Annotated in this window: 10 protein-coding genes; 5 read left to right on the top strand and 5 right to left on the bottom strand. The window is 69.7% G+C overall.

The window, feature by feature from the left end; translation table 11 throughout:
* Positions 1 to 33 precede the first annotated feature (33 nt).
* A complete protein-coding gene (locus ACTWP6_RS06310) occupies positions 34 to 600 on the top strand; it encodes a hypothetical protein (protein ID WP_260754686.1) in 567 nt (188 codons plus the stop codon).
* Here the strand turns inward: ACTWP6_RS06310 and ACTWP6_RS06315 are convergent.
* From ACTWP6_RS06315 to ACTWP6_RS06325, 3 genes are all read right to left on the bottom strand, one after another.
* Positions 597 to 2771, bottom strand: coding sequence for a molybdopterin-containing oxidoreductase family protein (locus tag ACTWP6_RS06315; RefSeq protein ID WP_443187161.1), 2175 nt, complete (start codon positions 2769 to 2771; stop codon positions 597 to 599). The genes ACTWP6_RS06310 and ACTWP6_RS06315 overlap by 4 nt on opposite strands.
* Before the next feature lie 66 nt (positions 2772 to 2837).
* Positions 2838 to 4742 (bottom strand): ABC transporter ATP-binding protein, encoded by a 1905-nt coding sequence (locus ACTWP6_RS06320; RefSeq protein ID WP_443187162.1) that lies wholly within the window; start codon positions 4740 to 4742, stop codon positions 2838 to 2840.
* Positions 4739 to 6481, bottom strand: coding sequence for an ABC transporter ATP-binding protein (locus ACTWP6_RS06325; RefSeq protein WP_443187163.1), 1743 nt, complete (start codon positions 6479 to 6481; stop codon positions 4739 to 4741). The genes ACTWP6_RS06320 and ACTWP6_RS06325 overlap by 4 nt, the downstream gene beginning before the upstream one ends.
* A gap of 125 nt (positions 6482 to 6606) precedes the next feature.
* Here ACTWP6_RS06325 and ACTWP6_RS06330 point away from each other — a divergent pair, with 125 nt between their 5' ends.
* Positions 6607 to 7215: a DUF3558 domain-containing protein gene (locus tag ACTWP6_RS06330; protein WP_260754684.1), complete on the top strand. Its 609-nt coding sequence runs from the start codon at positions 6607 to 6609 to the stop codon at positions 7213 to 7215.
* A complete protein-coding gene (locus tag ACTWP6_RS06335; RefSeq protein WP_443187164.1) occupies positions 7212 to 7757 on the top strand; it encodes a DUF3558 domain-containing protein in 546 nt (181 codons plus the stop codon). Before ACTWP6_RS06330 ends, ACTWP6_RS06335 begins: the two co-directional genes overlap by 4 nt.
* A 13-nt stretch (positions 7758 to 7770) precedes the next feature.
* On the opposite strand, the gene ACTWP6_RS06340 is transcribed toward ACTWP6_RS06335, so the two are convergent.
* Complete coding sequence (locus ACTWP6_RS06340; RefSeq protein ID WP_443187165.1) at positions 7771 to 8289, bottom strand: SixA phosphatase family protein; 519 nt, start codon at positions 8287 to 8289, stop codon at positions 7771 to 7773.
* Positions 8290 to 8402: 113 nt separating this feature from the next.
* Here ACTWP6_RS06340 and ACTWP6_RS06345 point away from each other — a divergent pair, with 113 nt between their 5' ends.
* Together ACTWP6_RS06345 and ACTWP6_RS06350 are read left to right on the top strand one after the other, a co-directional pair.
* Positions 8403 to 9554, top strand: coding sequence for a metallophosphoesterase family protein (locus ACTWP6_RS06345; protein ID WP_260754681.1), 1152 nt, complete (start codon positions 8403 to 8405; stop codon positions 9552 to 9554).
* On the top strand, positions 9551 to 12199 hold the full coding sequence (locus ACTWP6_RS06350) for an AAA family ATPase (protein WP_443187166.1): 2649 nt from the start codon (positions 9551 to 9553) through the stop codon (positions 12197 to 12199). The genes ACTWP6_RS06345 and ACTWP6_RS06350 overlap by 4 nt, the downstream gene beginning before the upstream one ends.
* A 111-nt stretch (positions 12200 to 12310) precedes the next feature.
* Here ACTWP6_RS06350 and ACTWP6_RS06355 read toward each other — a convergent pair whose 3' ends face one another.
* Positions 12311 to 13525 carry an acyl-CoA dehydrogenase family protein gene (locus tag ACTWP6_RS06355; RefSeq protein ID WP_443187167.1) on the bottom strand — a complete coding sequence of 405 codons (1215 nt, stop codon included), beginning with the start codon at positions 13523 to 13525 and terminating at the stop codon, positions 12311 to 12313.
* Between the last annotated feature and the right edge of the window lie 112 nt (positions 13526 to 13637).

Consider the following 13637-nt stretch of genomic DNA (forward strand, 5'->3'; position numbering starts at 1 on the left):
CCGTCGCGCCTTTAACGGTGTAAGCATGTAATCATGCGACATCATCCTCATGGCCGACGCGCCGGCCGCTCCGGCGGCTGGCAGCAGGCCGATCAACCCGATGCGGCGGACGCCGGCGAATGGTTCGCCGGACGCCTGCCCGACGACTGGTTCGCCGGTGACCCCGAGGTCGTCGTCGACCGCGAGGAGATCACCGTCATCGGTCGTCTCCCTGAATCCGACAACCCCGAGAGCGAAGCCCGCGCCTCCGGTCGTGCCGCCCGCTTCCGCGAGCAGACCCGCGCCGAACGCATGCAGATCGCTGACGAAGCCGAGGCCCGGTACGGGCGCAAGGTGTCGTGGGGCGTCGAGATTCCCGGTGACGGTCAGCCGGAGCGAATCCTGTTCACCCACCTCGCGGTTCCTGTGATGACGCGGCTGCGGCAGCCTGAGCGCCGGGTGCTCGACACGCTCGTCGACGCGGGCGTCGCCCGGTCCCGCTCCGATGCCCTCGCGTGGTCGGTGCGGCTGGTCGGCGAGCACGCCGACGAGTGGCTGGGCAAACTCCGCGCCGCCATGCGCGAGGTCGACGACCTGCGGGCCGAGGGGCCGCAACTCTAGGCGCCCCGCCAGCCGGGGGTGACCGCCACGTACGTGGAGTTCAGCGCCGCGGTCTGCGACAGCGGGTCCACCGGCGTGCCGTCGACGAGCAGGTTGCGGTTGACGCCGTGGACTTCTGGTTCCGACTCCCCGCGGGGGTCGAAAACCTTTGAGCCCCAACCGTGATCGATGACGACGACGCCCCGCCGCGGTAGGTCGCTGACCGACGCGGTCACGCGGATCGCGCCGACGGGGGAGCGCACCGTGACGAGATCACCGTCACCGATCCCGAGCGCTTCCGCGTCGTCGGGATGGATGACGACCTCACTGCCTTTGCCCGACGGGTGCAGACCCGGCAGCTCGTTGAGCCATGAGTTCATCGAGTGCCGGTGGCGGCGGTTGCCGAGCTGGAACGGGTAGTCGGGCGGGGGCTGGGGTACCGGCGCGGCGAGCAGCTCACGGGTGCGGGCCACCAGCTGCGCCGGCGCGATCCGCACCTTCTTGTCCGGGGTGCGCAGCGCCTCGCGGAAGTGCCCGAACTCCCGCGGGCCGAGCACCCAGCCGTGCGGGTGTGCCACGACGTCGCGCCACCGGATCCGGCGGCCGCCGACCCTGCGGCTGGTCGCCACCAGCAGCCGGTCGACCCAACCGGGCCCGAATTTCAGTCCGGGTCTGCCGGTCAGGCGTGCAAGACGCCTGCTGGCGGTGACGAGAAGGTTCAGGCCCGGCGCCCCGAACAGCGGGCGGCCCATCGCCAGCGCCAGATCGACGAAGATGCGCCACTCCTGCCTGGCCAGCGGCGGCGGATCGACCGCCCGCACGCCGTAGTGAAGATACGGCTCGTCGTGCAGGTTGCTGGTGAACGCCAGCAGATCCTCGCGCTCCAGCCAGTGCACGGCCGGCAGCAGCCAGTGCGCATGGCGGTGACTCTCGCGCTGCACGAAATCGATCGCCACGAGCAGGTCGAGCTGGGCCAGGGCACGGTCGAGCTTTGCGCCGTCGGGTCCGGAGACCACCGGATTGCCGCTGTTGATCACCAGCGCCCGGATCTGGCCCCGCCCCGGCGTGGTGATCTCGTCGGGCAGCTCGCTCAACGCATGCGCGCCCGCCACCAGCGGCCGGCCCCGCAGCCGGCTGGTGTGCGGTTTCGTGCCCGCCAGGTTCGCCAGCCGTAACGCGTCGACATATCCCGGCTCGAACCGCCGCCCGCCCGGCCGGTCCATCCGGCCGGTGATCACATTCAGCACGTGGCCCAGCCATTCGGCGACGGTGCCTGCCAGGTGCAGCGAGACCCCGGTCCGGGTCACCACCATCGCCCGCGGCGCCGACGCGAACGCCGTTGCGACATCGGTGATTCGCCGCAACGGCAGACCGCAGCGGGCGGCCAGATCGTCGAGATCGGCATCCGCGACCAGCGCGCGCAGCGCGTCCATGCCCGCGGCCAGACCGGTGCAGTCGGCGCGGTGTTCCCGACCCGCGTCGAGGATGACCTTGACCATCGCCAGCAGCAGCGCCCAGTCCTGGCCCGGCCGCACCGGCAGGTGCACGTCGGCCTTGTCGGCGGACTCCGTGCGCAGCGGATCGACGACGACGATGGTGGCGCCCGGCTGTTGACGCGCCAGCGCGCGGCGCCATCCGCCCGGTACCGATTCCAGCCAGTTCCAGGCGCTCACAGCGGGATTGGCGCCGACCAGCAGGAAGTAATCACAGCTGTCGATGTCTGACACCGGTGCCAGCAGCGCCGAGCCGTACATCTGCTCGGCGACGACGTGCATGGCGTTCTGGTCGACCGACCCGACGGCGTACCGGTTGAACGTCCCGATCGCGTCGAGCCAGCCGTTCATGAACATCAGGTTCGACGACGAGTAGCCGGCCGGGTTCCCGTAGTAGGCGCCGACCGCGTCGGGGCAGTCGGCGTCGATCACCTCGTTGCACCGGGCGGCGATGTCGGCGATGGCCTCGTCCCAGCCGGTTTCGACGTAGTGGTCACCCACCCGCTTCATCGGCGCCAGGATCCGCCGGGGGTGTTCGACGACCTGATGGGCGGTGCGCCCTTTGGCGCAGAAGTCCCGCCAGCTGTGCGGGTTCTGCTTGTCCGCCGAGATCTTCACCACCCGGTTGCCCTCGACCGTGACCTCGACACCACACGAGGCCAGGCAGTACCGGCAGAAGGTGTGCACGGTCCGGCTCATGCCGCCCATGGTGCCCGAGCCGCGTGCGCCCGTCCCGCGAATGAGATTGAGCACAACGCTCACTCGTCAGCGGCCGGCCATCGTCCAGTACTCGCCGTGCCGGGCCATCAACTCGTCGTGGGTGCCGCGTTCGACGATCCTGCCCGCCTCCATGACCAGGATCGTGTCCGCATCCCGGATGGTGGAGAGCCGGTGCGCGATGATGAAGCTCGTCCGGTCCCGCCGCAGCCGGCTCATCGCCCGCTGGATCAGCACCTCGGTGCGGGTGTCCACCGAGCTGGTCGCCTCGTCGAGGATCAGCAGCCGCGGTTGCGCCAGCACCGCGCGGGCGATCGTGATGAGCTGCTTCTCCCCGGCGCTGATGTTGGTGCCGCTATCGTTGATCCGCGTGCCGTAGCCGTCGGGCAGGGTCTGCACGAAACGATCGACGTAGGCGGTCCGGGCCGCTTCGAGGACTTCGTCGTGGCCGGCCCCGGGACGGCCGTAGGCGATGTTCTCGTAGATCGTGCCGGCGAACAGCCAGGTGTCCTGCAGCACCATGCCGATGCGTGACCGCAGCGACTCGCGGCTCACCGAGGTGATGTCCACGCCGTCGAGCAGAATACGGCCGGCGTCGACGTCGTAGAACCTCATCAGCAGGTTCACCAGTGTGGTCTTGCCTGCGCCGGTCGGCCCGACGATCGCGACGGTGGTGCCGGGGTCGACGACAAGGGAGAGATCTTCGATCACCGGGACGTCGGCCCGGTAGCCGAACCGCACCCGGTCGAACTCCACCCGCCCGGTGCGTCCGTCGTCACCGGCCGGCAACGTGACCGGCGCATCCGGGGGCTCCTCCTCGGCGTCGAGGAGGTCGAAAACCCGTTCGGCGCTGGCGATCCCGGACTGCAGCGTGTTGTACATCCCGGCGATCTGGGTGAGCGGCTGGTTGAACTGGCGGACGTACTGGATGAACGCCTGGATACCGCCGAGCGTGATCTGCCCGGTGGCCACCTGGACCCCGCCGAGCACCGCGACCGCGACATAGCTCAGGTTGCCGATGAAGATCGTGGCCGGCGACACCAGCCCCGACAAGAACTGGGCCCCGAAGCTGGCGCGATAGACATCGTCGTTGAGTTCGGTGAACTGCTCCTCGGCCCGGGCGCGGTGGCCGAAGGTCTTGACGACGGTGAACCCGCTGTAGGTCTCCTCGATGTGCGCATTCAGCCGGCCGGTATTGGTCCACTGCGCGACGAACAGCGTGCGGGACCGCCGGGCGATCGAACGAGTCACCCACAGCGACAGCGGCACCGTGACCACCGTGAGCAGCGTCAGCAGCGGCGAGATCGTCAGCATCATCACCAGCACACCGATCACCGTCAGCACCGAGGTCAGCAGCTGGGTGATCGACATCGTCAGGGACTGCTGCAGGTTGTCGACGTCGTTGGTGACCCGGCTGAGCACCTCGCCGCGCTGCCGAGAGTCGAAATACCGCAGCGGCAGCCGGTGCAGCTTGTCCTCGACATCGGAGCGCAACATCACCATGGTGCGTTGAACCACCACGTTGAGCAGCCTGGCCTGCACCCAGACCATCAGGGCGGCAACCAGATACAAGCCCAGCGCCAACGCCAGCGTGCGCGCCACAGCAGCGAAATCCACCCCCTGCCCGGGCACGACGTCCATACCCGAGAGCAGGTCGGCGAACGTGCCGTCACCGCGAGCCCTGGCGGCCTCGACGGCCTGCTCCTTGGTCTGGCCCGTCGGCAGCTGCCGGCCGATGACGCCGTTGAACAGCAGGTCGGTCGCGTGCCCGAGGATGCGCGGGCCGATCACCCCGACGGCGATGCCGCCGATTCCGAGCAGCATCACCGCGACGGTCAGTCGGCGGTGTGGGGTCAGTCGTCGCAACAACCGCAGCGCCGACCCCTTGAAGTCCCGGGACCGGGTCTGCGGGGGCTCGTTCATCCGCATCGGGCGTGCCAGCGGGCCGCTCACCGCTCACCTGCCGGCACCGCTTGCGAGTCCGCGAACTCCCGGTAGGGCTGGCAGGTGCCGAGCAGGTGCTCGTGGGTGCCGGCGCCCACCACCCGCCCGTCATCGACGACGACGATCAGGTCGGCCGCGGAGACGGTCGAAATCCGTTGCGACACGATGATGACGGTGGCCGAGGCGGAGACCCCGCGCAGGTGGTCGCGGACCCGCGCGTCGGTGTGCACGTCCAGTGCGGAGAACGCGTCGTCGAACAGATAGATCGCCGGATCGCGAATCACCGCACGGGCGATGGCCAGCCGCTGCCGCTGACCGCCGGAGAAGTTCATCCCGCCCTGGGCCACCGGCATCGACAGCCCGTCGGGATGGGCGGCGACGAAGTCGTCGGCGCACGCGACGCGCAGCGCCGCCCACATCTGGTCGTCGGTCACGACCCGTCCCGGGGGCGCACCCAGGGCCAGATTGTCGGCGACGGTGCCGGAGAACAGGTAGCCGCGCTGGGGCACCAAGCCGATTGCCGCCCAGAGGTGTTCGATGTCCAGGTCGCGCACATCGACGCCGTCGACGCGCACCGCACCCGCGGTGACGTCGTAGAGCCGGCAGATCAGCGACACCAGGGTCGACTTGCCCGAACCGGTGGATCCGACGATCGCGGTGGTGGTCCCGGGCCGGGCCGTGAACGTGATGTCCTGCAGCACCGGACGGTCAGCGCCGGCGTAGCTGAACGTCGCGGCATCGAACCGGATTTCGCCGGCGATCGGTGCCGGCGTCGTCGCGGCGGGGGAGTTGGTGATCGCCGGTTCGGTCGCCAGCACCTCGGTGATCCGCTCGGCGCACACCGACGCGCGCGGAAGGATCACCAGGATGAACGTCGCCATCAGCACCGCCATCAGGATCTGCATGAAGTAGGACAGGAACGCGATCAGCGAACCGACCTGCATCTGACCGGCGTCGATGCGCATGCCGCCGAACCAGATCAGGGCCACGCTCGACACGTTGATCACCAGGGTGGTGGTCGGCAGCATCAGCGCCTGCCAGCGGCCCGCCTCCAGCACACTGTCGGACAGCGCCGTATTGGCCTCGGCGAATCGGTTGCGCTCGAACGGTTCCCGGGCGAACGCGCGAACCACGCGCAGACCGGTCAGCTGCTCGCGCATCACCCGGTTGATCCCGTCGATCTGGCCCTGCACGCGGCGGAAGATGGGTAGCAGGTGCGACACGATCCAGTAGTTGGCCAGCGCCAGCACCGGCACGCTGACCACCAGCAGCCACGACAGTCCCGCATCCTGGTGGATCGCCATCACGATGCCGCCGACGCTCATGATCGGCGCGGTGACCAGCATCGTGCACGTCAGCTGAACCAGCAGCTGGATCTGTTGCACGTCGTTGGTGGTGCGTGTGAGCAGGGAAGGGGCGCCGAAGCGGGCCGTCTCCTCCGCGGAAAAGCCCGTGACGTGGTGGAACATCGCCGAGCGCAGATCGCGGCCCACCCCCATGCCCGCGCGCGACCCGAAATACACCGCGCCCACCGCGCACACCACCTGCAGCGCGGTCACGGCGAGCATGACAAAGCCGAGTTCGACGATGCGGCGCAGGTTTCCCTGAGCCACACCGTCGTCGATGATCGCGGCGTTGACCGTCGGCAGGTACAGCGTGGCCAGTGTGCTGACCACTTGAAGCGCCGCGACGATCGTCAGCAGGCGGCGGTAGGGCCGTGCGTACCGGCGGAGCAGCCCCCAGAGCATCTCGCTACTGTCGCACACCGGCCGCGCCGCCCGAGGCCGGGGCGAGCGCGAACTCCACCTGAGAATCAGATAAAGAGGCAGGTCAGTCGGCATGTCGGTGGTTGAGGGCGAGGGCTGCCGCTACAGTGCATGGCGTGAACCCCAGCTTCCGCGGACACCGTCGGCCGACGGTGTCGGTCATCGCTCCCCGCGCGCGTGGGGCGCTGGCCGTCGCCGTCGCCGCCATGCTCCCCGTGCTCGCCGGGTGCTCGGACTCCGAGCCGCAGAACCCGGCCATGCCGTCGACCGAGGCTCCGCAGCAGAGCGTCACGCACGGACCGTTCTTCCCCGAGTGCGGCGGGGTCAGTGACGAGGAGATCACCAAGCAGACCGAGGTGCCCGGTCTGGTGAACACGGCCAAGACCTCGGTCGGATGCCAGTGGCTGTCCGGTGGATCGATTCTGGGGCCGCACTTCTCGTTCTCGTGGTTCCGCGGCAGCCCGATCGGCCGCGAGCGCAAGACCATGGAGCTGTCGCGGACCAGCGTGGAGGACATCAACATCGAGGGCCACGACGGCTTCATCGGGATCAACGAGGACCCCGACCCCGAGGTCGGCGTGAATCTGTGTGAGGTCGGCATCCAGTTCAACGACGATTTCATCGAATGGTCGATCAGCTACGCGCAGCCGCCCTATCCGGACCCCTGCGAGGTGGCCAAGGAGCTCACCCGCCAGTCGATTGTGAACTCCAAATGACCCGACGCCTGCTCACCGGGGCGGTCGCCGCTCTGGCCGGTCTGGCCGTGCTGACCGGCTGCACGCAGACGGTCGAAGGCACCGCCGCCAAATCCGGCACCGGCACAGTGCCCCGCAATGACAACTCCGAGCGCAAATACCCCAACCTGCTCAAAGAATGCGAGGTCCTCACCGAGGACATCCTCGCGGAGACGGTCGGCGCCGATCCGCTGGACATCCAGAGCACCTTCGTCGGTGCGATCTGCCGCTGGCAGGCCGCCAATCCGGCCGGTCTGGTCGACATCACCCGCTTCTGGTTCGAGACCGGCAGCCTGGACAACGAGCGCAGCGTGGCCGAGCAGCTGCAGTATCAGATCGAGAACCGGTCGGTCGCCGGCATCTCCTCGATCGTCATGCGGCCCAACGATCCCAACGGCGCGTGCGGGGTGGCCAGCGATGCCGCCGGCGTGGTCGGCTGGTGGGTCAATCCGCAGACACCCGGCATGGACGCCTGCGGCATGGCGATCAAGCTGATGGAGCTGACACTGGCCACCCGGACCTGACTGTCAGCGCGCTTCAGCGCGGGACGTGGAAGTCGACCAGCTCGGCGCCACGGAGCGCGAGCTGCTCCCACGCCGCACCGGTGCGCAGCACCGCGACCGCCGACGTCGGGAACTTCGCCGAAACCGCCTGATAGGCACTGTTGTCGGCGTCCGGGTTGGCGGCCAGCCCCAGCGCCAGCGACGACATCACCGGCTCGTGGCCGATGACCAGCAGCGTCGAGACGTCGCCGCCGAAACGGGTCGGCACGGCGTTGATCTCCTCGATCACGATGCCGGGAGTCGCATCGTAGATGCGGTCGACGTACTGCACTGGAGCGATGATCCCGGTGCGCTCCAGCGTCTGCCGGGTGCGCGTCGCCGTCGAGCACAGCACAGCGTCCACCTCGCCCACGTTCGTCCTGATCCAGTCGCCGGCCAGGGCTCCCTCACGGACGCCCCGCGCCGCCAGCGGGCGGTCGTGGTCGACGACCCCGTCCGGGTAGTCCGACTTGGCGTGGCGCAGCAACAGAAGGGTGCGTCGGCGGTCACTCATCCATCAACCGTAGGCCATGCCGGTGCGCGTCCACGGACTTGTCGGAGCCCGGCCCTACAGTAGCCATGCCATGACAGACACAGCCGGCGACGACGCGGAGGGGGCGGGGCGAGATGCGTTTTCTGCACACTGCTGACTGGCAGTTGGGGATGACCCGTCATTACCTCAACGGTGATGCGCAGCCGCGCTATTCGGCGTCCCGGCGCAGTGCAATCTGCGCGCTGGGGCAGCTCGCCGCCGAGGTCGGGGCCGAGTTCGTCGTCGTCGCCGGCGACGTGTTCGAGCACAATCAGCTCGCCCCACGTGAGGTCAGCACCGCCCTGGAGGCGATGCGCGCCATCTCGATCCCGGTCTATCTACTGCCCGGCAACCACGATCCGCTGGATGCGTCGTCGGTGTACACCAGCGCGCTGTTCGCCTCCGAGAAGCCCGACAACGTGGTGGTGCTGGACCGGCCCGGCGTCCACGAGGTGCGGCCGGGGCTTGAGCTGGTGGCCGCGCCCTGGTTCTCGAAGGCGCCCACCACCGACCTGGTCGGCCGGGTGCTCGACGAGCTCCCCGGCGGCACCGAGGTCACACGTGTCGTCGTCGGGCACGGTGCGGTCGACATCCTGGTGCCGGACAAGGACCGGGCGTCGCTGATCGGACTCGCGGCCGTCGAGGCAGCGATCGCCCGCGGCGCGGTGCACTATGTCGCCCTGGGGGACAAACACTCTCGGATGAGTGTCGGCGCCACCGGCAGGGTGTGGTACTCGGGCTCACCCGAGGTCACCAACTACGACGACATCGAACCCGATCCCGGCCACGTCCTGGTCGTCGACATCGACGAAACCGACGGGAGCCGACCGGTCCAGGTGGACGCTCGCCGGGTCGGCACGTGGCGGTTCATGTCGCTGCGGCATGCGGTGGACAACAGCCGCGACGTCGCGGACCTCGACATCAATCTCGACCAGATGCCCGACAAGGAGCGCACGGTGATCCGGCTGGGCCTGACCGGGTCCCTCACGGTGACCGACCGGGCTGCGCTCGACGCGTGCCTGGACCGGTATGCGCGGCTGTTCGCGGCGCTGGTGCCGTGGGACAAGCAGACCGACCTTGCGGTGATACCCGCCGACGGGGAGTTCGACGACCTCGGGATCGGGGGCTTCGCCGCGGCCGCTGTGGACGAGCTGGTGGCCACGGCACGGTCGGCCGGCGAGGACGCCGAGGACGCGCGCGCGGCGTTGGCGCTGCTGCTGCGGCTCACAGAAGGGGGCGCGGCGTGAAGCTGCACCGGCTGGTCCTGACGAACTACCGCGGAATCACCCACCGCGACATCGAATTTCCCGATCGGGGAGTGGTCGTGGTCAGCGGCCCCAACGAGGTGGGTAAGTCGTCGATGCTCGAAGCCCTCGATCTGCTGCTGGAATCCAAGGACCGGTCCAGCAAGAAAGAGGTCAAGCAGGTCAAGCCCACGCATGCCGATGTGGGCGCCGAGGTGACGGCCGAGATCTCCGCCGGGCCCTACCGGTTCGTGTACCGCAAGCGCTTCCACAAGCGGCCCGAGACCGAGCTGACCGTGCTGACCCCGCGGCGCGAACAGCTGACCGGAGACGAGGCGCACGACCGCGTTCGCGCCATCCTGGCCGAGTCCGTCGACCTCGACCTGTGGCAGGCGCAACGGGTCCTGCAGTCGGCGCCGACATCGGCCGCCGAGCTGGCGGGATGCAACGCGCTGTCCCGGGCGCTGGACGTGGTGGCCGGGGAGGTCGACGAGGTCCCGGCCGCGGGCGCCGCAAACGTCGAGAGCCTACTGATCGACCGGGTCGAGGAGGAGTACCGGCGCTACTTCACCAGCACCGGACGCCCCACCGGCGAATGGGCGGCCGCGACGGCGCGGTTGCGCGCCGCCGACGAGGATGTGGCGCGCTGCGCGGCAGCGATGGCCGAGGTGGACGAGGCGGTGCGCACCCACGCCAGGCTCACCGAGGACCAGGCCCGTCTCGCCGAGGAGTGCACGTCGGCCGTGCAGCGGCTCGACGGCGCGCAACGTGCGGCCCAGGTCCTGGGGGTGCTGCAGGGCGAGTTCGAGCAGGCGACGGTGCGTGCCGAGGCGGCCCGATCCGCGCACACCGTGTCCGTGGCGGCGCTGACCGAGCGGCGCCGGTCACGCGCCGACATCGACGAGCGGACCGCGGCCGTGGCCATGCTGCAGACCGAATCCGACACCGCCGCCGATGAATTGGACACCGCCAAGCAGATGCAGGTGGTGGCGGACGAGGCTGCCGAGCAGGCCCGCGCCGCGGTCAGCGCCAGCCAGGAGCGGGTCGACACCGCGCGTGCGGCGGTGCAGCGACTGGCGGACCGCGAGGAGCTCGACAGGCTCTCCACCCGCATCGCGACGATCGAGCGTCACGAACGCGAGCTCGCCACCGTGCAGAGCGATCTCGCGGCGATCACGCTCACCGACGCGCTGCTGGCCGACATCGAAACCGCCGCGGCCGCGGTCGACCGGGCCACCGCCGCCGTCGAACAGACCTCGGCCCGCATCGAGGTCAGCGCCGCCGCCGACGTCCAGGTGCTCATCGCCGGGCAGGAGGTGGTCCTACGTGCCGGTGAGACCTGGTCTGCGGCAACAGGATCAGCGACCGGTATCGACCTGCCCGGGGTGCTGTCGGTGCAGGTGGTGCCGGGCGCGTCCGCGGCGGTCACCCAGTCGGCGCTCGACGGAGCTACGGCGCGGCTGGCCGAATCGCTGCGACGGGCCGGGGTCGACGACGTCGACGCCGCCCGTGCGCTGGACCGGCGCCGCCGCGAACTCCGTGCCGCACGCCAGCAGGTGCGGGCCATCCTCGAGGCGCTGACCGCCGACGACTCTTTCGATGAGCTGCGGTCCCGCCTCGACGAGCTCCAAGCCCGGATGCCCGCCGTGGAAGGGCTTTTCGACAACGACGGGTCACTGGATCCGACGGCCCAGCGGCTGGAGCTCGTGGAGGCCACCGCGGCCCACCAGCAGGCCATCCGCGACTGTGAGACACAGCGCAAGGTCGCCGAGGAGGCCGGCCGACTGCTGGCCAAGCGGAGCCTGCACGCGGCCCGGTCGCTGGAGAAGTTGCAGGCCGCGCAGACCGAGCTCGCTGGCGCCGCGCAGCGGCTGGCCGACCAGCGCGCCGCCACCGGGGACGACGAGCTGGCCGTCAGAGCGCAAGCCGATGCCGAGGCGGTGGCCGCAGCCGAAGCGGTGGTCGCGCGGCTGGGCGGCGAGGTGGCGCGGCACGAGCCGGAGGCGGTCGCGTCGGCGCTCACCGCGGCCGAACGTGAGGCGTCGGCGGTGAGCGCGCGGCACGCCGAGGTGAGCGAGTCGCTGCGGGAGGTCTCCGCGCAGCTGAAGGTGTACGGCACCGAGGGGCGCAAGGGCCGCCTCGACGCCGCCGAGACCGAACGTGAGCGTGCCGAGGCCGAGTTCGGGCGTGTGCAGCGGCGCGCGCGGGCCGCCCAGCTGCTCAGGTCGGTGATGGGCCGGCATCGCGACGCGCTGCGCCAGCGTTATGTCGACCCATTCCGCGGCGAGGTGGAACGGTTGGGCCGCATCGTGTTCGGCGACAGCTTCGAGGTCGACGTGGATAGCTCGCTGCGCATCGGGCACCGCACGCTGTCCGGGCGGACCGTGCCCTACGAGTCGCTGTCCGGCGGTGCGAAGGAGCAGCTCGGCATCGTGGCTCGGCTGGCGGGAGCGACGCTGGTGGCCAAGGAGGACAGCGTGCCGGTGGTGATCGACGACGCGCTCGGCTTCACCGACACCGACAGGCTGACCAAGATGGCCGAGGTGTTCGACGCCGTCGCCGGCGACGGCCAGGTGATCATCCTGACGTGCAGCCCGCAGCGCTACGCCGGTGTGCAGACCGCGCGCCACATCGAGCTGATCGCCTGATCTCGGCGCACGCACCCCGCGACCGCGCGCCCTCCCCGCGAGCGTGCGTGTCTGCGGTGGAAACGCCGCGGAAAATCCGGCAAAAGCGCACGCTCACCGCCGGGAAACCCGTCAGAAGTACGCGTTGGCTGGAATCGCCGTGCCGTGCAACAGGTTCTCGCCGATCACCCTGGCCTTGTAGGCCACCGGATTGTGCAGGGTGATCGTGCGGATGTTGCGCCAGTGCCGGTCGAGGTTGAGCCGCCGGCTCGCCGCGCTGGCCCCGCCGAGTTCGAGCAGGCGCGTGGCGGCCTGCGGCGCGACCTCGTCGAGATGCACCTTCACCTTGGCCGCCTTGAGTTGAGCCTCGGCAGCCAGGTCGGCATCGGGCACGCCGTTGTTCTCCGAGGCCGTGGCGTCGGCGATCGCCGCGGCCGCGTCGAGCACCACAGCTCTCGCGACGTAAGCGGTGCCGGCGAGCTCACCGAGCTGGCGCTGCAACAGCGGATCATCGGTGGGGCGCTCGGCGACGGCATGGCTGAAGCTGCGGTCCCGTGAGCGCAACAGCGCCACACCGTCGTCGACCACCGACTCTAGGATCCCGGCAACCACCGCGTGGATGAACAGCTGCAGCGCCGCGTACTGCACAGTCGGCACCGGATCAGCGTCATAGGGTGTATCGCTGAGCACCTCCTCGGCGGATACGGCCACGTTCGCAAACGTCGTCGTCCCGGTGCCGGTCCGGCGCTGTCCGAACCCGTCCCAGTCGTCGACGATCTGCACGCCGTCGCGGTCGGCGGGCGCCACCACGGTGGCCACCGAGTCATGGTCGGTGGTCGCGGTGACGGTCAGGTAGTCGCAGAACAGCGTCCCGGTGCTGTAGTACTTCTCGCCGTCGAGGCGGAACCCGCCGTCGCCCGCCGGTAGCAACCTGGTGTTGAAGACGAGGCTGCCGACCGCGTGTGCGCCCTTCTCGCTGAACGCGTTCCCGAAGATTTTGCCCGCGGCGACTTTTCGCAGCCACTGCTGGGCGACCCGGGTGTCGGCGGTGCGCAGGCGCTCCTCGACGAACCAAAAGTGTGTCCGGAAGATGTGCGCCACAATGGGATCGGCGCGTGCGACGTCGATGACGGCGGCGAAGAGCTGGGGCGTTGTCAATCCCGGTCCGCCCAGCCCGGTCGGAAGCCGAAGCGTGCCGAAGCCGGCCCGTTTCAGCGCCGCCACCTGTTCAAAGGGATTCTCGTCGTTGAGGTCTCGATTCCGGGCTCCTTCACCGATCTGCTTGAGCAGGGCGGCGAATTCGGCAGAGCCGGGCAGCAGTGCGGTGATGTGATCCACAGAGGTCATGTCTTGGTTGTACTGACGGGACGGCCCGCGGCACACGCGTTTGGCTCAGCCCGAACGGAACGCTGCACGGGCGGGACGCCGTCGGTGACGGCCTCCGGGCACAATGGCTGTG

Source organism: Mycobacterium sp. 4D054, from assembly GCF_052245755.1.
Lineage (GTDB): Bacteria > Actinomycetota > Actinomycetes > Mycobacteriales > Mycobacteriaceae > Mycobacterium.